This window comes from Janthinobacterium paucivorans (assembly GCF_051380805.1).
GTDB classification, from domain to species: domain Bacteria; phylum Pseudomonadota; class Gammaproteobacteria; order Burkholderiales; family Burkholderiaceae_D; genus Janthinobacterium; species Janthinobacterium lividum_D.
Map to the genome: position 1 here is coordinate 666485 of NZ_JBNYXR010000001.1, position 20758 is coordinate 687242.

General features: G+C 62.6%; 10 protein-coding genes. 9 read left to right on the forward strand and 1 reads right to left on the reverse strand.

Going from position 1 to position 20758, the window contains the following annotated elements:
* Nucleotides 1-459 precede the first annotated feature (459 nt).
* The 9 genes from ACQ4V8_RS03015 to ACQ4V8_RS03055 all read left to right on the forward strand — a co-directional run bounded on the left by ACQ4V8_RS03015 (nucleotide 460) and on the right by ACQ4V8_RS03055 (nucleotide 20533).
* Entirely contained in the window at nucleotides 460-1836 is a 1377-nt protein-coding gene (locus ACQ4V8_RS03015; RefSeq protein WP_436570853.1) for an efflux RND transporter periplasmic adaptor subunit, read from the forward strand.
* Nucleotides 1833-4958 (forward strand): efflux RND transporter permease subunit, encoded by a 3126-nt coding sequence (locus tag ACQ4V8_RS03020; protein WP_436570854.1) that lies wholly within the window; start codon nucleotides 1833-1835, stop codon nucleotides 4956-4958. The genes ACQ4V8_RS03015 and ACQ4V8_RS03020 overlap by 4 nt, the downstream gene beginning before the upstream one ends.
* Nucleotides 4955-8191: an efflux RND transporter permease subunit gene (locus ACQ4V8_RS03025; protein ID WP_436570855.1), complete on the forward strand. Its 3237-nt coding sequence runs from the start codon at nucleotides 4955-4957 to the stop codon at nucleotides 8189-8191. Before ACQ4V8_RS03020 ends, ACQ4V8_RS03025 begins: the two co-directional genes overlap by 4 nt.
* Nucleotides 8188-9618 (forward strand): efflux transporter outer membrane subunit, encoded by a 1431-nt coding sequence (locus ACQ4V8_RS03030; RefSeq protein ID WP_436570856.1) that lies wholly within the window; start codon nucleotides 8188-8190, stop codon nucleotides 9616-9618. Before ACQ4V8_RS03025 ends, ACQ4V8_RS03030 begins: the two co-directional genes overlap by 4 nt.
* Nucleotides 9619-9730: 112 nt before the next feature.
* Complete coding sequence (locus ACQ4V8_RS03035) at nucleotides 9731-11176, forward strand: chemotaxis protein CheB (protein ID WP_436570857.1); 1446 nt, start codon at nucleotides 9731-9733, stop codon at nucleotides 11174-11176.
* Between the two features lie 95 nt (nucleotides 11177-11271).
* On the forward strand, nucleotides 11272-13284 hold the full coding sequence (locus ACQ4V8_RS03040) for a sensor histidine kinase (RefSeq protein ID WP_010399654.1): 2013 nt from the start codon (nucleotides 11272-11274) through the stop codon (nucleotides 13282-13284).
* A gap of 87 nt (nucleotides 13285-13371) precedes the next feature.
* On the forward strand, nucleotides 13372-15528 hold the full coding sequence (locus ACQ4V8_RS03045) for a S46 family peptidase (RefSeq protein ID WP_436570858.1): 2157 nt from the start codon (nucleotides 13372-13374) through the stop codon (nucleotides 15526-15528).
* 147 nt (nucleotides 15529-15675) lie between these two features.
* The gene (locus tag ACQ4V8_RS03050) at nucleotides 15676-18450 is read left to right on the forward strand and encodes a type VI secretion system Vgr family protein (RefSeq protein ID WP_436570859.1); all 2775 of its coding nucleotides are present in this window, start codon (nucleotides 15676-15678) and stop codon (nucleotides 18448-18450) included.
* A 25-nt stretch (nucleotides 18451-18475) separates the two neighbouring features.
* On the forward strand, nucleotides 18476-20533 hold the full coding sequence (locus ACQ4V8_RS03055) for a phospholipase D-like domain-containing protein (RefSeq protein ID WP_436570860.1): 2058 nt from the start codon (nucleotides 18476-18478) through the stop codon (nucleotides 20531-20533).
* A 13-nt stretch (nucleotides 20534-20546) separates the two neighbouring features.
* On the opposite strand, the gene ACQ4V8_RS03060 is transcribed toward ACQ4V8_RS03055, so the two are convergent.
* The coding region (locus ACQ4V8_RS03060; RefSeq protein WP_436570861.1) for a hypothetical protein at nucleotides 20547-20758 on the reverse strand (212 nt) is incomplete at its 5' end.

Consider the following 20758-nt stretch of genomic DNA (forward strand, 5'->3'; position numbering starts at 1 on the left):
GCTTGTTTCATTTCAGGAGCAGGAGCAGGAGCAGGAGCAGGCGCTGGCGTAGCCGTGGCCGTAGCCAGGTCAAGTGGGCTGGCGGGAGATTTGTAGCGAGTTTGTATCTGCACGGCACGCGCGCGCGCCGCAGCGTTGCCGTGGCGCTCACCGCCGCAAGCCTGATTTTTCCAACGTTTCTCATCGCGGGCGAGCGCACCGCTGGCGCGCATGGTACGGCCGTGCGCGCGCGACCGTACGGAATTGTTTCAAGCGGAAATAAAACAGATACATGGCTATGCTAAAGTCGTTTTCGTGCTGGGAAACGATGTTTTTTTGAGCTGATTATCAACTTTTGTTCAGCTCTCGATTTCCTGCGGCTTGATATATAACTTCGAAAAACGGCGTCCAGCCTGAGTGTATTCCACCTCTGCCGGCGCCACAGACTCGCCGTGCCAGCGGCCTATAAAAGGATAAGCGATGGATACGCAGACAGCACCCAATTGCCCACGGCGCAGCCGCCGCTCGAAAATCGTCGGCAGTGTCATCGCGCTGGTCGTCATGGCCGCGCTGGGTGGAGGTGCCTGGTACCTGACCCACTCGGGCAGCAGTGCTCAGGGTGGCGCCGGCATGGCCGGTCCCGGTGGCCCAGGAGGCCCTGGCGGACGCCGTGGCGGGCCCTCGACCACCGTGGGTGTGGCCACGGCGGTGAAATCGGACTTGCCCGTGGTGCTCGATGCGCTCGGCACCGTGACGGCGGCCTCTACCGTGACGGTGCGTGCGCAGGTATCGGGCATATTGAAAGAATTGAAATTCAAGGAAGGCGGCATGGTCAAGGCGGGCCAGGTGGTGGCGCAGATCGACCCGGCCCAGTTCGAGATGGCGCTCATGCAAGCCACGGGCCAGCGCCAGCGAGACGAAGCGCAATTAGAAAACGCGCGCCTGACCCTGAAACGCTATCAAACCCTGCTCGGGCAAGACTCCATCGCGCGCCAGGAGGTCGATACGCAGGCTGCCCTGGTCAAGCAGCTGGAAGGTACGGTCATGACCGACCGCGCCGCCGAAGGCACGGCCAGACTGAACCTCGGTTATACAAAAGTGGTGTCGCCGATCAGCGGCCGCGCAGGCTTGAAGGTGGTCGATATCGGCAACCTGGTGAGCACCAGCGACGCTGGCGGCGTGGTGGTGGTGACGCAGCTGTCGCCTATCGACGTGCAGTTTTCCGTGCCACAGGATAAAGTGCAGACTATCGAGGAGCGCCTCAATGCCGGCTCGGTCCTGCCGGCGCTGGCGCTGGACCGCACGCGCACGCACACCCTGGACAAGGGCAGCTTGAGCGCGCTCGATAACCAGGTCGACGTGCAGACGGGCACCGTGCGTGCCAAAGCCCGCTACACGAATGACAAGATGGCCCTGTTCCCCAGCCAGTTTGTCAACGTGCGCCTGGAGCTGGGCAATATCAAGGGCGCCGTGCTGGTACCCGTCACTGCTCTGCGCCACAGCAATAATGGCGACTTCGTGTATGTGCTCAAAGCCGACAAGACCGTTACCGTGCGCCCGGTCACACAGGGCCAGGCGAGCACCGACATGGTGGAAATCCGTGCCGGCCTGGAAGCGGGCGAGCAAGTCATCACGGAAGGCGCCGACCGCTTGAAGGAAGGCGCGAAAGTCACCTTGGCGGGTGACAAGCCGTCCGGCGCCCGCCGGGCTGGCGCTGGCGTCAACGCTGGCACTGGCGCGAACGGCGAACGTCGCCAGCGCCTCCCGCAGGCTGACGGTGCGGTCAGCGCATCGGCGTCGGCATCCGCGCCACCCACGGTGCCAGCCACGGTGCCAGCGAAGGGCGCAGCGCAATGAGTCCATCGACGCCGTTCATCAAGCGCCCCGTCGCCACGGCGCTGCTGATGCTGGCCATCGTGCTGGCGGGGCTGGTCGGCTTCAAGTTGCTGCCGCTGGCCGCCTTGCCGCAGGTCGATTTCCCCACCATCCAGGTGCAGACGCTGTATCCGGGCGCCAGTCCCGAGGTCATGGGACAGACCGTGACGGCGCCGCTGGAGCGCCAGTTCGGGCAAATGTCGGGCTTGCAGCGCATGAGTTCTACCAGTGCCGCCGGCGTCTCCATCATCACCCTGCAGTTCACCCTCGGCCAGACCCTGGACGTGGCCGAGCAGGAAGTGCAGGCGGCCATCAACGCGGGCGGCTCGCTGCTGCCCACCGACTTGCCGGCGCCGCCCGTCTACGCCAAGATCAATCCGGCCGACGCGCCCGTGCTGACGCTGGCCATCACCTCGGACACCATGCCGTTGACGCAGGTGCAAAACATCGTCAATACGCGCCTGGCGCTGAAGATCAGCCAGGTCAACGGCGTGGGCCTGGTGTCGCTGTCGGGCGGCCAGCGTCCCGCCGTGCGCATCCAGGGCGACACCAGGCTGCTCGCTTCATATGGCCTGGGCCTGGACAGCCTGCGCACGGCCATCGCGGCGGCCAACGTCAACAGCGCCAAGGGCAGTTTCGATGGCCCCACGCGCTCGTATACGATCAATGCCAACGACCAGCTGGTGACGGCGCAAGACTACAAGCGCCTGATCATCACGTATAAAAACGGCGCACCCGTGCGCCTGCTTGACGTAGCCAACGTCGTCGACAGCGCGGAAAACATGCGCCTGGGCGCCTGGTCGGGCAAGCAGCCGGCCATCATCTTGAACGTGCAGCGCCAGCCGGGCGCCAACGTCATCAAGACGGTAGACGCCATCAAGGCCCTGTTGCCCGAGTTGCAGGCCAGCCTTCCGGCGGCCATGAAGCTCGACGTCTTGAGCGACCGCACCACGGGCATCCGCGCTTCCGTCGAACACGTGGAAATGGAACTGCTGCTGTCCGTGCTGCTGGTGGTGCTGGTGATCTTCGCGTTCTTGCACAGCCTGCGTGCCACGGTGATCGCCAGCCTGTCCGTGCCGATCTCGCTGATCGGCGCCTGCGGCGTCATGTACTTGCTTGGCTACAGCCTGAACAATCTGTCGCTGATGGCGCTGACGATCGCCACCGGCTTTGTCGTCGACGATGCCATCGTCATGATCGAAAACATCGCCCGCTACATCGAAGAGGGCGAGACACCGATGGCCGCCGCCCTGAAGGGCGCCTCGCAGATCGGCTTTACCATCATTTCGCTGACGGTCTCCTTGATCGCGGTACTCATTCCACTGCTCTTCATGGGCGACGTGGTGGGCCGCTTGTTCCGCGAATTTGCCATGACCCTGGCCATCACGATATTGATTTCCGCCGTCGTTTCGCTCACGCTGGTGCCGATGATGTCGGCGCGCTGGCTGAGAAGCCATGCCGATGAAAACGTTAGCGCCACCGGCCAGCGCCTCCAGGCTTTGCTCGATAAAGTCATCAGTCAGTATGACCATGCGCTCGTGTGGGTATTGCAACGCCAGGGTCTGACCTTGCTGGTGGCCCTGGCCACTTTGCTGCTGACGGTGATTTTGTACATCACGATACCGAAAGGCCTGTTCCCCACGCAGGACACGGGCCAGCTGCAGGCGCGCATTGAAACCTCGCAAGCCGTATCGTACGAACGCATGGCCGCCTTGCAGCAGGCAGCGGCCAGCGCGCTGCTGGAAGACCCCGATGTCGACACCCTCAGTTCACTGGTGGGCGTCGATGCGGCCAACAACACCATGCTGCACACGGGCAGCATGCTGATCAACCTGAAGCGTTCGCGCAGTGGCAAGCAGGACGACATCATGCAGCGCCTGCGCAACCGCGTGGCCAAGGTGGCCGGTGTGACCTTGTACCTGCAGCCGACGCAAGATTTGACCATCGATGCGGAATCGGGGCCGACGCAGTACCGCGTCTCGCTCGAAGGGGCCGATACGGCCACCGTCACCGAGTGGGCGGGCAAACTGGCGGCCCGCATGCGCGAAAAATCACAACTGCGCAACGTGGTCACGGACGCCGGTGCCACCGGCGCCGCCGCCGTGGTAGCCATCGACCGTGACAGCGCTGCGCGCATGTCCGTCACCACGGCCACCGTCGACGACGCCTTATACAACGCCTTCGGCCAGCGCATCATCTCGACAATTTTCACGGAAACCAACCAGTACCGCGTGATTCTCGAAGCGCAGCCCGGCATCGTCACCACGCCGGCCGACTTGTCGCAACTGCAGGTGCGCACGGGTTCCGGCAAGTCGACGCCCTTGTCCGCTTTTGCCAGCGTCAGCGAAAAACAGGTGCCGCTGCAGATCACGCACGTGGCGCAGTACCCGGCCACGACGCTCGGCTTTGATACTACGCAAGGCGTGGCGCTGGGCAGCGCCGTCGACGCCATCCGCCAGGCAGCGAAAGACATCGCCTTGCCCCCTTCGGTGAGCTTGACCTTCCTCGGCGCGGCCGGCGCGTATGAAAATTCGCTGTCGAACCAGCTGTGGCTGATCCTGGCCGCCGTCGTCTGCGTCTACATCGTGTTGGGCGTACTGTACGAAAGCTACATCCACCCGCTGACGATCCTGTCGACCCTGCCGTCGGCTGGCGTGGGCGCCTTGCTGGCGCTGATGATTTCCGGGCAGGACTTGGGCGTGATCGGCATCATCGGCATCATTCTGCTGATCGGCATCGTGAAAAAGAACGCCATCATGATGATCGATTTCGCCATCGAGGCCGAGCGCGACCAGGGCAAGAGCGCGCAGGAAGCCATCCACCAGGCGGCGCTGCTGCGTTTTCGCCCTATCCTGATGACTACCTTGGCAGCGCTGTTCGCGGCCGTGCCGCTGATGCTGGGCTGGGGCGAGGGCGCCGAGTTGCGCCGTCCGCTTGGCCTGGCCATCTTCGGTGGCCTGATCGTCAGCCAGGTGCTGACCCTGTTTACGACGCCCGTCATCTATCTGGGCTTCGACCGCCTGGGCCAGCGCTTTAGGGCCCAGCCGAAGACACGCGAGGCGAGCCTGGAGCAGCCAGGCGATAATGCGGGGAGTGCTGCGTGAACCTGTCCTTACCGTTCGTCAAGCGGCCCATCGCCACCGTGCTGCTCACCATCGGCATCGCGCTCGCGGGCATCGGTGCCTTCTTCGTGCTGCCCGTCTCGCCGCTGCCGCAGGTCGATTATCCGACCATCTCCGTCAGCGCCAGCTTGCCCGGCGCCAGCCCCGCGACCATGGCCAGCTCGGTGGCTACGCCGCTGGAGCGGCGCCTGGGCGTCATTTCCGGCGTCAACGAGATGACCTCCTCGTCCAGCACGGGCTCGACGCGTATCAACCTGCAGTTCGATTTGAACCGCAAGATCGATTCGGCCGCGCGCGAAGTGCAGGCGGCCATTGCCGCCTCGCGCGCCGATTTGCCGGCCACGCTGCGCAGCAACCCGACCTACCGCAAGGCCAACCCGTCCGATGCGCCCGTGATCATCCTGGCGCTGACGTCGAAAATGCGCACGCCGGGCCAGATCTACGATGCCGTATCGAACCTGGTGCAGCAAAAGGTGGCGCAAGTGAAGGGCGTCGGCGACGTCGAGCTCGGTGGCGGCTCGCTGCCTGCCGTGCGCGTGGAATTGCTGCCGTACCAGCTCAATCACTATGCCGTGTCGATGGAAGACGTGCGTGCGGCTATCCAGGCCAGCAACGCCAACCGCCCCAAGGGGGCCATTTCCGGCGACGGGCGCAGCTTGCAGATCTACTCGTCTGCCAGCACGGCCTCGGGCGGGCGTAGCGCGGCCGACTACCGCAGCCTGGTAGTGGCCTGGCGCGACGGTGCCGCCATCCGCCTCGACGACGTGGCCGAAGTGGTCGACGGCGTGGAAAACAAGAATACTCTGGGCTTGTTCAATGGCGATCCGGCCGTCATCGTGCTGATCACGCGCCAGCCGGGCGCCAACGTCATCGCCACGGTCGACGGCGTGCGCGCGCTGCTGCCGCAACTGCAGGCACAGCTGCCCGGCGACATCAAGCTGCACGTGGCATCGGACAGCACCAACTCCATCCGCTCGTCCTTGCACGAGATCGAATTCACCCTGCTCCTTTCCATCGTGCTGGTAGTGCTGGTGGTCAGCGCCTTTTTGCGTAGCGTGCGCGCCACCATTATCCCGGCCGTGGCCACCATCGTTTCCTTGCTGGGGACCTTCGGCGTGATGTATATGCTCGGTTTTAGCCTGAATAACCTTTCCTTGATGGCGCTGACGGTGGCCACGGGCTTTGTCGTCGATGATGCCATCGTGGTGCTGGAAAACACGCAGCGCCACATCGAGGCGGGCATGGAGCGTTTTAAGGCGGCCCTGCTGGGTGCGCAGGAAGTGGGTTTTACCGTGCTGTCGATCAGCCTGTCTCTGGTGGCCGTCTTCATTCCGCTGCTATTCATGGGCGGACAGGTGGGGCGTTTGTTCCGCGAGTTTGCCGTCACGCTGTCGGCGGCCGTGATGATTTCGCTGGTCATTTCACTGACCACCACGCCGATGATGTGCGCCTGGCTGCTGAAAAGCGGCGCGCAGCGCAAGGCGCCGGGCTTGGTCGCGCGCTGGTTCGAACGGGGCTTCGAGCGCATGCTGAAAGTGTATGAGCACTGCCTGGACTGGGCATTGTCCAGCGCCGCGCTGGTGATGACCATTTTGGTGTTCGTCGTCGGGCTCAATGTGTACTTGTTCGCAGCCGCGCCCAAGGGCTTCTTTCCGCAGCAGGATACGGGCCAGATCAGTGGCGGCATGCGCGCCGACCAGAGCATCTCGTTCCAGGCCATGCAGGGCAAGCTGCGCCAACTGGTCGACATCATCAAGGATGATCCCGCCGTCGCCACCGTGGTCGGCTTTACGGGCGGGGGCAGGGCAGGGGGCGGCTTCATGTTCATTGATCTGAAGCCTGCCTCGCAGCGCACGGACAAGGGGCAAGCCGTGATCGCCCGTTTGCGCCCGCAGCTGGCCAAGGTGACGGGTATTTCGCTGTTCCTCAACCCGGTGCAGGACCTGCGCATGGGCGGTCGGGCCAGCAATTCGACCTACCAGTACACCCTGATCAGTGACAACCAGGCCGACTTGAAGAAATGGGCGGCGAAATTGGCCGACCAGATGAAGCTGCAGCCGGCCTTGATCGACGTCGACACGGACCAGGCGGAAAATGGCGTGGAAACCTATGTTGCCATCGACAAGGACCGCGCCACGCAGCTGGGCGTGCAGGTGCGCGACATCGACAATGCGCTCTACAACAGCTTCGGCCAGCGCCAGGTGGCGACCATCTACGATGAGCTGAACCAGTATCACGTGATCATGGAAGTGGCGCCGCGCTATGCGCAAAGCCCGGAAGCGCTGCGCTCCGTGTATGTGCCGGCGTCGAATGCGGCGGCCGTTGCCGCCACGAGCGCTACCGCGTCGGCAACCACCACCGCTGCGACGCCGAATACCACGGCGGCGCGCGACCCGTCCAGTGGTTCGGCTCTGCCCACGACCTTGGCGCGCATGGTGCCGCTGTCGTCGTTCAGCAGCTTCGCCGAAAGCGCGACGGCCACGTCCATCAACCACCAGGGCGGGGAACTGGCCACCACCGTGTCGTTCAACCTGGCCGACGGCTACCCGCTCAGCGACGGGCAGGCGGCCGTGGCCCAGGCGGTATCGGAAATCGGCATGCCGGTGAATGTGCGCGGCAGCTTCCAGGGCTCGGCCAAGAGCGCGCAGGAAAGCAACCAGGAGCAGCCGTTCTTGATCCTGGCGGCCATCGTGGTGATTTACATCGTGCTGGGCATTCTTTACGAAAGCCTGGTGCACCCGATTACCGTACTGTCGACCTTGCCGTCGGCGGGGGTGGGCGCCGTACTGGCGCTGCTGATATTGCGCATGGAGTTTTCCATCATCGCCCTGATCGGCGTATTCCTGTTGATCGGTATCGTGAAGAAAAATGCCATATTGATCATCGACTTCGCGCTGGAGGCCGAGCGTGCGCGCGGGCTGACAGCGTTGGCCGCGGTGCGCGAGGCATGCTTGCTGCGTTTCCGCCCCATTCTGATGACCACCCTGGCAGCGGCGCTTGGCGCCTTGCCGCTGGCGATCGGTTTTGGCGAAGGCTCAGAGCTGCGCCAGCCCTTGGGGGTTGCCATCATCGGCGGGCTCATTGCCAGCCAGTTACTCACATTGCTGACCACCCCGGTGGTCTACATCCTGCTCGACAAGCTGCGCACGCGCAGCGTCGACGAGCAGCAATTGAGCCGCATTCCTGGGCCAGATAAGCCGAGCACACAATCATGAAGCAAGTAAAACCTATGTTGTCCGCCATCCCCGCACGCCATCTACCGTCGCTGGTCGTCGCCACCGCTTGCCTGCTGCTGGCCGGCTGCGCCGTCAGCCCCGCGTATGAGGTGCCAGTGGCCGCCGCACCGCAAACGTTCAAGGAAGCGGCCGGCTGGCTAGCCGCTGCGCCGGCCGACACGCTGGAGCGTGGCCCCTGGTGGACCCTGTTCGGCGATGCGCAATTGAACCAGCTGGCCGACAGCATCGACATCTCGAACCAGAACGTGGCGCAAGCCCTTGCTGCGTACGAGCAGGCGCGCGCGCTGGTGCGCGAACAGCGCGCCTCGCTATTCCCGAGCGTGAAGCTGACGGGTAGCGGCGCGCGTTCCGGCGGCGGTGGCGAGCAGCAGGCCAATAATAACTACAAGGGCGCCATCGGCGCGTCGTGGGAGCCCGATATATGGGGCCGCCTGCGCGCCGGCGTGACGGGAGCCGATGCCAGCGCCAGTGCCAGCGCGGCCGACCTGGCTGCTGCGCGCCTGTCGGCGCAGGGCGAGCTGGCCACCAATTATTTTTCGCTGCGCCAGAGTGATGCGCAGATCGCACTGTTGAACGCCACCATCGCTGGCTACAAGCGCGTGCTCGACATCACCACCAACCGCTTCAATTCCGGCATCGCCGCCAAGTCCGACCTGCTGCAGGCGCAGACGCAGCTGGCCAATGCGCAGATCGACCTGTCGAGCCAGACGCGCGCGCGCGCCCAGCTCGAACACGCGATTGCCATCTTGCTTGGGAAGGCGCCGTCCGACTTCAGCCTGGCCGTGGCGCCGTGGACCCTGAGCGTGCCCGAGGTGCCGCTGGGCGTGCCGTCGACCCTGCTGCAGCGCCGTCCCGACATCGCCGCCGCCGAGCGCCGGGTGGCCGTGGCCAACGAGCAGATCGGCATCGCCCGTTCGGCCTACTATCCTAGCCTGAACCTGACGGCTTCCTATGGCGCCGGCGCCAGCCGTGTGGCTGACCTGTTCAATGCATCGTCGAGCCTGTGGTCGCTGGGCGTGTCGGCCGCGCAAACGCTGTTCAACGCGGGCGCCACCACGGCCAGCGTGGACGCGGCCAAGGCGGGGCATGCGGCGGCCGTGGCGCGCTACCGCCAGACGGTATTGAGTGCCTTTGGCGCAGTAGAGGACCAGTTGTCGGCCACGCGCGCGCTGGCCGAGCAGCTGGCCTTGCGCCAGCAGGCGTCATCGGCCGCCGACCAGGTCGAGCAGCAGATGCTGAACCGCTACAACGCGGGCCAGGTCGGCTACACGGACGTGGTCTCGGCGCAAGTGACGGCCCTGTCGGCGCGCCGTTCGCTGGTGCAGGTGCAGGCGGACCGCCAGACGACGGCCGTGGCCCTGATCCAGTCGCTGGGCGGCGGCTGGCAGGTGCCGCAGGCGCAGTAGGGGGTAAACAGCCCCCGCGCCAAATTCGCGTTTTGCCGTGCGCCTTGGGTGCTAGAATGTCAGATTATCTATCCGCCAGCCAGGCGCACGTGCCGCGGCTGCATTCTTGCCGATGATGACACGCAGCAAACACAGCAAAGCTCCAGCGCAAGAGGTGGCCGCCATCGATTTTCCCGTGGTGGCCATCGGCGCGTCGGCCGGTGGTCTCGATCCGATTGTCGCTTTCCTGACGCATGTGTCGCCGCAGAGCGGCATCGCCTATGTGGTGATCCAGCACCTTGATCCCACGCAAAAAGCCATGTTGCCGCAACTACTGCAGCGCGCCACCAGCATTGCCGTCACGGAAATCACGCAGCGCGTCCAATTGCGCCCGAAGCACATCTATGTGATCCCATCGAACGCCGACCTGGGCTTGTCGGGTAGGCACTTTGTGCTCAGCGAGCCGCTGCAACTGCGCGGACGCCGCTTGCCCATCAATGCTTTCTTCGAAAGTCTGGCCGCTGAGTTGCGCGCATTGGCCGTGGGCGTGACTCTGTCCGGCATGGGCAGCGATGGCACGCCCGGACATTTTTCCGGGCGGTTTGCGCCCCTGACGACGACATCCACCCGGCGCTACCGGCGCCTCGATAATTTGGCCCGCCAGCGCTTGCCGACATGCTTTTCCACGAAGGTAACGTCGGCCATTCTTGCCATCGCCCAGCGACACGAGAGACGTCAGCATGCCCGGGAAAACCCAGTCCCACGTCGAGCAATTATTGTTCCAGAAATACTCGCCAGCGGCCGTGCTGCTGAACCAGGATGGCGATATCCCGTATATCAACGGACGTACGGGTGCCTTGCTGGAACCGGCAGCAGGCAAGGCCAACTGGGATATCCACGCGATGGCGCGCGACGGCTCGCGCCAGCCCGGAGCGCTGCGCGGCATAGCCGCTCGCCTAACCCCAAGGTGCTGGAACTGGAGCAGCAGTTGATCCCGGCGCGCAATAAAATCCAGGCTGCGCGCGACGCCATGCAGACCTCGCGCGAAGAGTTGAAATCGGCTAACAAAGAGCTGACCACCTCGAAGGAAGAGATGCAGTCGCTCAATGAAGCGTTGTACACGGTCCATGCCGAGCTGCAATCGAAGGTCGATGATTTGTCGCTGGTCAACAGCGACATGAAAGACCTGCTTAACAGCACCGATATCGCCACCATTTTCCTCGACAGCGAGCTGCGCATCCGCCGCTTCACGGCGCCGGCCACGCAAATCTATAAGCTGATCCAGACGGACTTGCGCCGTCCGCCCAGCGACATCGTCAACGACCAGACCTACCCGAACCTGGAAACGGATGCACTGGAAGTGATCCGCAGCCTGGTGTTTTGCGAGCGGCAAGTGGAAACCAAGACGGGACGCTGGTACAACGTGCGCATCATGCCGTACCGCACGGTGGACAATAGGATCGATGGCGTGGTGGTGACCTTCATCAACATTACCGAGTCGAAGTTGCTGGACGCCGAGCTGCGCCTAATACAGTCGGGCGCAGCGGCGAGCGCAGGGGCAGGTGAGGGGGCGCAATGAATGAGGCGTGCAATAGCGGACCCGTTGACGGGCATTTGTGCGGGCGTGTGGAGCCAGCGCTGCCAGCGCCAGGGCCGTTGTCGAACGAAGAGTTGATGCGCCACCTGCACGAGTTGCAGGTGAGACAGATCGAGCTGGAAATGCAGAACGCCGGATTGGCGGAGCAGGAACCACTCAAGAATGTATTGAAAAGCAGCCGCGACCGTTATGCGCAGCTGTATGAGCAGGCGCCGGTCAGCTACTTTTCACTGACGCGAGAGGGCTTGATCACGCGCGTCAACGTGGCGGCTTGCGGTTGGCTGCAACGCGACAAGGATCAATTGCTGGGGCGACGTTTCGAGCAATTCATAGCGCTGCAGGCACAGGGTGAATTTCGCCGTTTTCTCGATGCGATTTTTAGCAGTGGCACGCGGCAAGTACTGGAAGTGCGGCTATTCGAAGATGTACTGGGCGGCGGCGGCGTCGTGCGCATCGAAGCCAATGTCGATGTGGACAGCGCCAGCGTGCGCATGCTGGTAACGGACTTGGGTGACGAGCATGCGCGCGAATCGGCCTTGCGGCGCGCCTTCGTCATCCTCGACAGCATCCGCGAAGGCGTGCTGGTGACGGACAGCGACAACCGCATCATTTCCGTCAACCCCGCCTTTACCGCCATCACCGGCTACCAGGCGGAAGAGGCTATCGGGCGCGATCCTTCCTTCTTGGGCGGCGGTACGCACGAGCCGCAATTCTATGCCGCCATGTGGCGCAGCCTGCACCAGGATGGCAGCTGGTATGGCGAACTGGTGAACCGGCGCAAGAACGGCGAGCGCTTCGTCGAATCGCTGTCGATCACGCCCATGCGCAGCCAAGACGGTGCCATCAGCCATTTTGTCGGCGTGTTTTCCGACATCACCGAGCGCAAGCTGGCCGATGCTGCACTGCGCGAATTGCACCGGGAGCTCGACCAACGCGTGCTCGACCGCACCGCCGAGCTGGTGCGGGCCAACCTGCATTTGCAGCGCGAGGTACAGCAACGCGAGCGGGCGCAGGAAGCGTTGCGCGAGGCCGAGCGTTTCTTTCACACCACCATCGATTCGCTGACCGACCGCGTGCTGGTATTGGACCAGGCCGGCTGCCTGGTGCATGCCAATCAGGCTTGCCTGGCCTTTGTCGGCCAGGCGCCGGAGCAGCTCCATTATCTGGACTTCTGTGAACGGGACCCGCGCTGGCAGCGCAGCGCCGGGCGCGAGCTGGCCGATGGCATCCGCGCCGTCATCGCCGGCAACGCGGACACGTTTGCGCTCGAGTATGAGTTTGCCACGCGCTCAGGCCCGCGCTGGTGGCAGGCCAGGATCAGCCGTTTCCTGGGCGAAGGGCCGCTGCGCGTGGTGGTGGCGCACACGGACATTAGCGAACGCAAGCTGATGGAGTGCGCCCTGCGCCAGTCGCATGCGCAGCTGCGCCAGCTGGCGCTGCACATGGAAACGGCCAAGGAAGATGAGCGCAAGCGCATCTCGCGCGATATGCATGACGAACTGGGGCAAAACCTGCTGGCGCTGCGCATCGATATTTCCATGCTCAGCGCGCGCACCGAGGGTTCCCATCCGCGCTTGCACCAGCGGGTTGGTGCCGTGCTCAGCAATGTCGACACCACCATCAAGAGTGTGCGCGGCATCATGAACGAGCTGCGCCCGATGGCGCTGGAGCTGGGCTTGCAGGCCGCCATCGAATGGCAGGTGGGCGACTTTCGCAAGCGCAGCGGCGTCGCTTGCCGCCTGCTGATACGTGACGAGGCCGTGTTTGCCGCCATTGGCAGCCAGGTCGAGATCGTCCTGTTTCGCGTCGTGCAGGAAGCGCTCAGCAACGTCATGCGTCATGCTCAGGCCAGCGAGGTCGAGATCGAACTCGGTTCGGATGCCTGCGCCCTGTATGCGGCCATCAGCGACAACGGTATTGGCATCACGCCGCAGCAGCAGCGCAAAAAGCAGTGTTTTGGCCTGATCGGCATTGCCGAGCGGGTGGCGGCGCTGGGTGGGCAATTCGACGTTGGCATGCCAGCGTGGGGCGTCGGTTGCCGGCTGTCCCTGCAGATTCCCTTGCTGCCGGCGGGGCTGCCTGGCGCCTGATATGGAAATTGCAATGAGGTGATTTTTGCCAACTCAGGGTGCCTGGACAGGCTATACTTTCGCCTGCTATTTATGGAGGGGCATATCGTGTTCAAAACAATCGTTTTACCAGTCGCCTTGTTGGGCGCGTTCGCCGGTGCACACGCCGACGAAGGGCAGTGGCAACCACACCAACTGCCACAGCTGAAAGCCGAACTGAAACGGGTCGGCATCGACATTCCCGCGGAAAAACTGGCCGACCTGAGCAAGCATCCCATGAGTGCCATTGTCTCGCTGGGCGGCTGCTCTGCCGCCTTCGTCTCCGACGCGGGCCTGGTGGTGACGAACCACCATTGCGCGTATGGCGCCGTGCAGCGCAATGCCACGCCGGAGCACAATTACATCACCGACGGCTTTCTGGCCAAGACGCGCGCCAGCGAGTTGCCGGGCGGTCCGAACAGTCTGGTGTATGTGACGGATCAGGTAGAGAACGTCAGCGAGCGCGTACTCAAAGGCTTGACGGCCGACATGACGGGCCGCGCCCGCCACGAAGCGGTGGAAAAGCGCATCAAGGACCTGATCGCCGAATGCGAGACGGACAAGATGTACCGCTGCTCCGTGCCCGCTTTCCACCGTGGCCTCGAGTACTACCGCATCCGCCAGATGATGATACGCGACGTGCGCCTGGTATACGCGCCATCGGACAAGATCGGCAACTTCGGCGGCGACATCGACAACTACGAATGGCCGCGCCACACGGGCGACTACGCGTTCCTGCGCGCCTACGTGGGCAAGGATGGCCGTCCGGCCGATCCATCGCCCGACAACGTGCCGTACAAATCGAAGGACTTCCTGGTAGTGTCGGCTGAAGGTTTGAAAGCCGGTGACGGCATTTTGCTGGCGGGCTACCCCGGCCGCACCAGCCGCTACAAGCTGCCGGCGGAAATCCGTTTCGCGCGCGATACGGTCTTTCCCCTGAAAGTATCCGAACTGCAAGCCGACCTGGCCGTGATGGCCGCCGCGACGAAGGGCGACGCTGCCGCTGCCGTGCGCTATGCGAGCGTGGTCAAAAGTATTAACAACGTGCTCAAGAAAACCCAGGGCTTGCTCGACGGTTTCGCCCGCAAGGACATCGCCGTCATCAAGGACGTGCAAGATGCCGAGTTCCGCGCCTGGTACGCGCAGCAGGCTAACGTCGCGCCCACCTTGCTGGCCGAACTGGACGCGGCAATCGCCAGCGACATGGCCTTGAGCGAAGAAGAGTTTGCCTGGTCGGTGGCCACCAATAGCGACTTGCTGAAAAGCGCGCGCACCATCTACCGTCTGTCGCTGGAGCGCCAGAAAGCCGATGCCGAGCGTGAATCGGGCTTCCAGCAGCGTGACCTGGCTTTCATCAAGGCCCGTCTGGCCCGCCTCGAGCAGTCGTATGTCAACAAGGTCGATCAGGCGCGTTTTGAAGCGGGCCTGAAGCGTTACGCGCAGCTGGCGGCAAAGAGCCATCCGCAAGGCCTGGACGCGCTGCTGCCGGCACCAAGCGCCGTGGCGGCCCTGTACCTGCAGACGCAACTGGCTGACACCGCCAAGCGCCTGGCCTGGCTGGAAAAAGACCAGGCTGCTGTCGTCCAGTCCGACGACGCCTTCATGCAACTGGCCATCAAGCTGCAAGTGGTCGATGCCGCGCTGGAAGAGCGTCGCAAGGAAATCGACGGCAACCTGGAACGCGTGATTCCGCAATACATGCAAGCGGTGATCGCGTGGAAAAAATCGCAAGGCAAGCCGGTCTATCCTGACGCCAACTCGACTCTGCGCGTCACGTATGGCACGGTCTCTGCGTTCTCGCCGCGCGATGGGCTGACCAAGGGACCATTCACGACCGTGGAAGGCATCGTCGAGAAAGTCACGGGCAAGGCTCCGTTCGAAGCGCCGCAAGCGCTGCTCGACGCCGTCAAGCAAAAACGCTACGGCCAGTTCCGCGACCCGGCACTGGGCACGGTGCCCGTCAACTTCCTTACCAGCGCGGACACCACGGGCGGCAATTCCGGCTCGGCCGTGATGAACAAGCGTGGCGAGCTGATCGGTCTGAACTTCGATTCGACGTATGAATCGATCACCAAGGACTGGTACTTCGACACGGCCATCACGCGCGCCATCCACCTCGATATCCGTTACCTGCTGTGGGTGATGAAAGAAGTCGACCATGCCGACAACTTGCTCAAGGAAATGACCATCAAGTATCCGAAGGCTGTACAAGCTGCGAAGAAGTAATCTGTAACTTGCGCGATAACAAAGCCGCATCCGCCTGACTGGCCGATGCGGCTTTTTTTCGTATGGTCAACGAGTTTGAGTTTCATCAAGATGCCGGCGTTCACCATGGTTAGCATGGGCCAGGGGAATAAATATGAAGGAGGCAATATGGATGATGGCAAGCTGGCAGCCGATCTTGCGCACCTTTTTGCAGCGAGCCGGCGAGTCCAGGACAGCCGCTTGCTGCGCATGGATTTTCCGCACAACGATGGTCCGCCCGATACCGCGCTGCTGGTCAACAGCTTGCGGGCGCACGAGGAAATGTCACGCGACTTTCGCTTCGACGCCGAACTGCTGTCCGACAATCTCCACATTCCCCTGACCGCGATGATGGGGCGCATGGTCACCATTTCGATGGTGCGCGATGACGCCAGTTTGCGCTATTTCAATGGTTATGTCGGCCAATTTCGCTTGTTGCGCAGCGATGGCGGTTTCGCGTTCTATCAAATGGTGCTGCAACCCTGGCTGGCGTTTTCCAGGCTGCGCATGGACAACGTCTCGTTCCACGAGCGCACGGTCATCGACATCAGCGAAACGACCTTCGGTCATTATGTGCAGCGCGACTGGCAAAACCGGCTGCATGAGGAAAAAGCGATATTGAGCTGCGCCAACCAGCATAATGAAACCGATTACAACCATTTGCACCGGCGCTGGGAAGACCAGGGACTCCATTATTGGTATGAACATCGGGCCGACGGTCATACGCTGTGTTTGGGCGACAATACCTGGCTGACCGACAGCATCGACCCAAGCGACAGCGATGCGTGCGCAGCCGACGAGATGCTGTTTCGCAACGATGCAGGCTCGCTCGAGGGGGACGGCATACGCGATTGGCGAGCCATACGCAAGATCGCTTCCGGCGCGCTCACGCTGGCCAGCTTCAACTATAAGCATCCTTATGCGAGCCGCGCCAGCGGCTATGCGCTGTACCAGCAGGGCGACGTGTTTGCCCATGAACTGTATCAGGACACCGGCTATGGCTATGCCGACATGGGCGCTGGCGAAGCGCTGGCGCAACGCCGCATGGAGGCGAATAACTGCCAGGCGCAAACCTTCGAAGCTGACGGCAATCACCGCTGCGCCCAGGCCGGGCGTAGTTTCACGCTGGGCGGCCACTTCAGCGGCGAGCAATCCGTGCCGGCCAGAGGTGAAGCGGCGCGCCCGGACATCCGCGCGCGTGAATACCTGATCCTGTCGGTCGATCATGTCGCCAGCAACAATTACCAGGCAGGGACGGGCGCAAAGTCGCATTATGAAAACCGTTTTAGTTGCATACGCAAGAGCATCCGCTGGTATCCGGGGCGGCATTTCAACAGCACGCCTTGTGCCTTGCCCGGCGTGCAGACCGCGATTGTCACCGGGCCGGCAGGCGAAACCATCCATACCGACGCGCTGGGCCGGGTGAAAGTGCAATTCCACTGGGACCGGCTGGGCAAGTTCGACGCCGGCAGTTCGCCATGGATCAGGGTCATGACGCCATGGGCGGGCCAGGCCTTCGGCCAGATCGCGTTGCCGCGCATCGGTCAGGAAGTGCTGATCCAGTTTCTCGACGGCAATATCGACCGTCCCGTCATTGTCGGTGCGGTGTACAACGGCAAGCATGCGCCGCCGTGGAATTTGCCGGGGCAACGCATGCTGGGCGGCTGGCGCAGCGCCGAGCTGATGCCTGGTGGAGGCTACGGCGTGCGCGGCAACCAGTTGGTACTCGACGATACGCACCAGCGCATCCAGGTGCAATTGAAAAGCGATCATCAGCACAGCCAATTGTCGCTCGGCTGCATCAGCCGCATCGAAGACGCCAGCGGGCGCAAGGATGCGCGTGGCGAGGGCTGGGAACTGGCGTCAGACGCTTGGGGCGTGGCGCGCGCCGGCCGTGGCATGTTGCTGACCACCGAAGCGCGCCATGGCGCCGCCTCGCATATCAAGAGTATGGATGAAACCTTGCGCCGGTTGGCCGAGGCTGCTGAACGGCACAAGGCGCTTGCCGCCTTGGCGCAGCATCACGGCGCGCAAGAAAGTGTCGCCCAGCAGGGCGCCGCCGCCGATGTGCTGAAAGCCCAGCATGCCGGGATCAAGGGCGGTGCCGGCAGTGGCGAAAATGCATTTCCCGAATTGTCAAAGCCGCATCTGGTGCTGGCCAGTCCGGCCGGTATCGAAACGACGAGCGCGCAATCGACGCACATCGCCAGCGCCGAGCACACCGCGCTGACGACCGGGTGCGATCTGTCGCTGGCGGCCGGCGGCGGCCTGTTCGCCAGCATCGGCGCTGCGCTGCGCCTGTTCGTCCACAAGGCTGGCATGAAACTGATCGCCGCAGCTGGCCCGGTGCAGATCGCGGCGCAAACCGATACGGTCGATATCGTCGCCAACAAGGTGCTGGAGCTGATCAGCCAGGCCGACTGGGTGCATATTCGCGGCCGCAAAGGCGTACGCCTGCATGGCGCTAATTGCATGCTTGAAATTAGCGACAAGGTACAGTTTTTTACCGCGTCGCCGACGCTGTTTCATGGAAACCTGGAAACGCTGGCGCCCAAGAACCGGCCGCAACCAGAGCTGGAGCCGCCCATCGCGCCGGTAGCGGGACAATTGCAGCATACGATACAGGCCCATGTGGATGGTGGTCAGTACGCCAATGTGCCGTACACGCTGTACAAGGGGGAAGCCGAAGTCGAGCAAGGCTTGACCGACGAATTCGGCCGCATCCTGATCGCGCATCAGGATGGTACGCCGCGCTACCGTGTCGTTCTTGGCAATGGCGAAGAGTTTTCATTGCAAGCGAGCGCGCGCTTCGACCCGAACGCGGCGCCGGACGGCGAACACAAGCTGTCGAATCACGGTTTGCGCGCGTTTGACGACACCAGCGACGGCCGCGCTGTTCAATGATGCACGACACTGACGGGAGAGCACCATGCCTGAATCGAGCAGCCGCATTGAAACCACCCATATCGACGAAGTCGGACGCACTGCGACCAGTTCGCTCCAGTGGCTGCTGGAAAACCGCAACCTGAAAGGCAAGGCCAGCCACCCGATCACGCACAACAACAAGCTGACACTGTTCATTTGCGGACAGGAAGGGTTCGCCGACATCGCCGGCGAGATCGCCAAGGCTAAAAAGTCCATCGACCTGTGTTGCTGGGGTTTCGACCCGGGCATGGAACTGGTGCGCGGCAACAGCGCCACCTGGCCGCGTGGCGAAACGTTTGGCGACTTGCTGATCGACGCCACCACGCGGCGTCACCTCAGGGTGCGCCTGCTGATCTGGCATGACCGGGTCGGCTCGCCGATAGCGCGCACCATGCCGGGCTATTCGCACGGCACCTCGCCATGGAAAACCGGTGGACAGCGCTTTGATGACATCAGTGCAAAAGCCAGCCTGGCGATGTTGCAGGAGGCAGTCAGGAAAAAACTTGTGTTAAGCAGTGCTTTCAGGGGCGATATCGTCCGGCCCGAGGATATCCCGATGCTGGCGCGTGAAGAATATTGCCACAGCTGGTATGCGGCCGCGCTCCATGGCTTGTTGGGGCGCCTGGAGATTCGCTTGCGGCACGGCGACAGCGCCGCGATCAGCAAGAGTATCGCGACCGAAATAGACCAGCCGCGCGGTTTGACGAAGGGGGAGATCGAAAAGCTCGGTATGCAATACCTGGGCACGCATCACCAGAAGCCGGTCCTGATCGATTTCGACTATGAAGAGGGGGCCAAGGCCGTCGGTTATGTGATGGGGCTGAACTCGGTAACCGATTATTGGGACACGACGGCCCATCTGCTCGACGATACGCGCCGCGAACAGGGCGGCGTCAACGAGCGGCGCGAGTGTTTGCAGGCAATGGCTGCGGACTGCGGGTTCGCCACGCTGAAACCGTATCAGGACTATGCCTGCCGCATCGACGGCGGCCGTGCGCTCATCGCGCTGTACAACAATTTCGTGAAGGCATGGGACCGCGCTATCGACGACCGCACGCGTTCGGCTTCCACCGACTGTGTTAGCCGAGAGTTGTCATGCGGCAACCCACCGGCGCGACTGTTGGATAAGGCCGAGCCAAGCGACTCCACCGTGCAGATCGTGCTGACCCAGCCCGAGGAACAAGACAAGACCATCAAGGAAACCTATTTTCGCGCCGTGACTCAGGCCAGCTTGGCGGCCGGCTACCTGTACGTGGAAAACCAGTATTTCCAGTATGAACAATGGGCTCAACATTTGCTGGCCGAGCGCAAGAAGGTTGTGGCCGCCTGGAAGGCTGGTAGTGTCAAGGCGGGCAAGAGTCTTGAAGATATGCCGGTCATGCACGTGTTCATCGTCATTCCAGTGCCGGAGCGCGCGCAGATGGTGCCGCGCACCCACGACACGCTGGCGGCACTTGGGCAGCACGCTGGCATGACGGGGCAAAACACCATGATCGACGACTACAACAAGCGACCGAAAACCCGGCGTGTCAGGGCAGGATTCGGCATTTCCGCCGAGGCGGAAGTCCAGTTGCCCGACGTGGTGCGCCATGCCAACGGCATCCACAAACCCGGCGCGATGACGCTTGAGAGTGAATTCGGGCTGAAGGTGTCGGTGGCCATGCTCAATGTGAGCGCGTTTGACAACGACCGCTGGCGCTACCGTGAAATCTACATCCATTCCAAACTGATGCTGGTCGACGACGTGTTCATGACGCTGGGCAGCGCCAACCTGAACCAGCGCAGCATGGCCGTCGACAGCGAAATCAATATCGCCACCATCGACCACCGCGTGGCGCGTGATTTGCGCAAGCGCGTGTGGCGCATGCATAGCGGCGGATTGGTCGATGGCGGGGGCGGGACGAAGGCGGAGATTGTGGCTGCTTTTGAGAGTTGGGGAAACTTAATGAAGGCCAATCGGACGAAAAAGCTGGCAAAACAAGGAGGAGCAAAGTTGAAAAAAATGATTGGTTTTTTGTTGCCATTAGAAGATAACCGAAGTTCCACCATACGTCTGGGGTGAGCATGAAACAGTATCAAAATATATTCATTCGCCTGCCATGTTCCGTATTGGTAGTTGTCCTGTGTATCCCTTTATTCGCCTGCAAAATGCCAAACGACAAAGAAGAAGGTAAGCGTAAAGCCAGCGCCGTCTTTACCTCGACTACTCCTGCCAGCATGATTTGAGGTTGAGACACAAATCGATTGTGTCCACAAACTCGATTATGGACACAATAATTCAACCAGT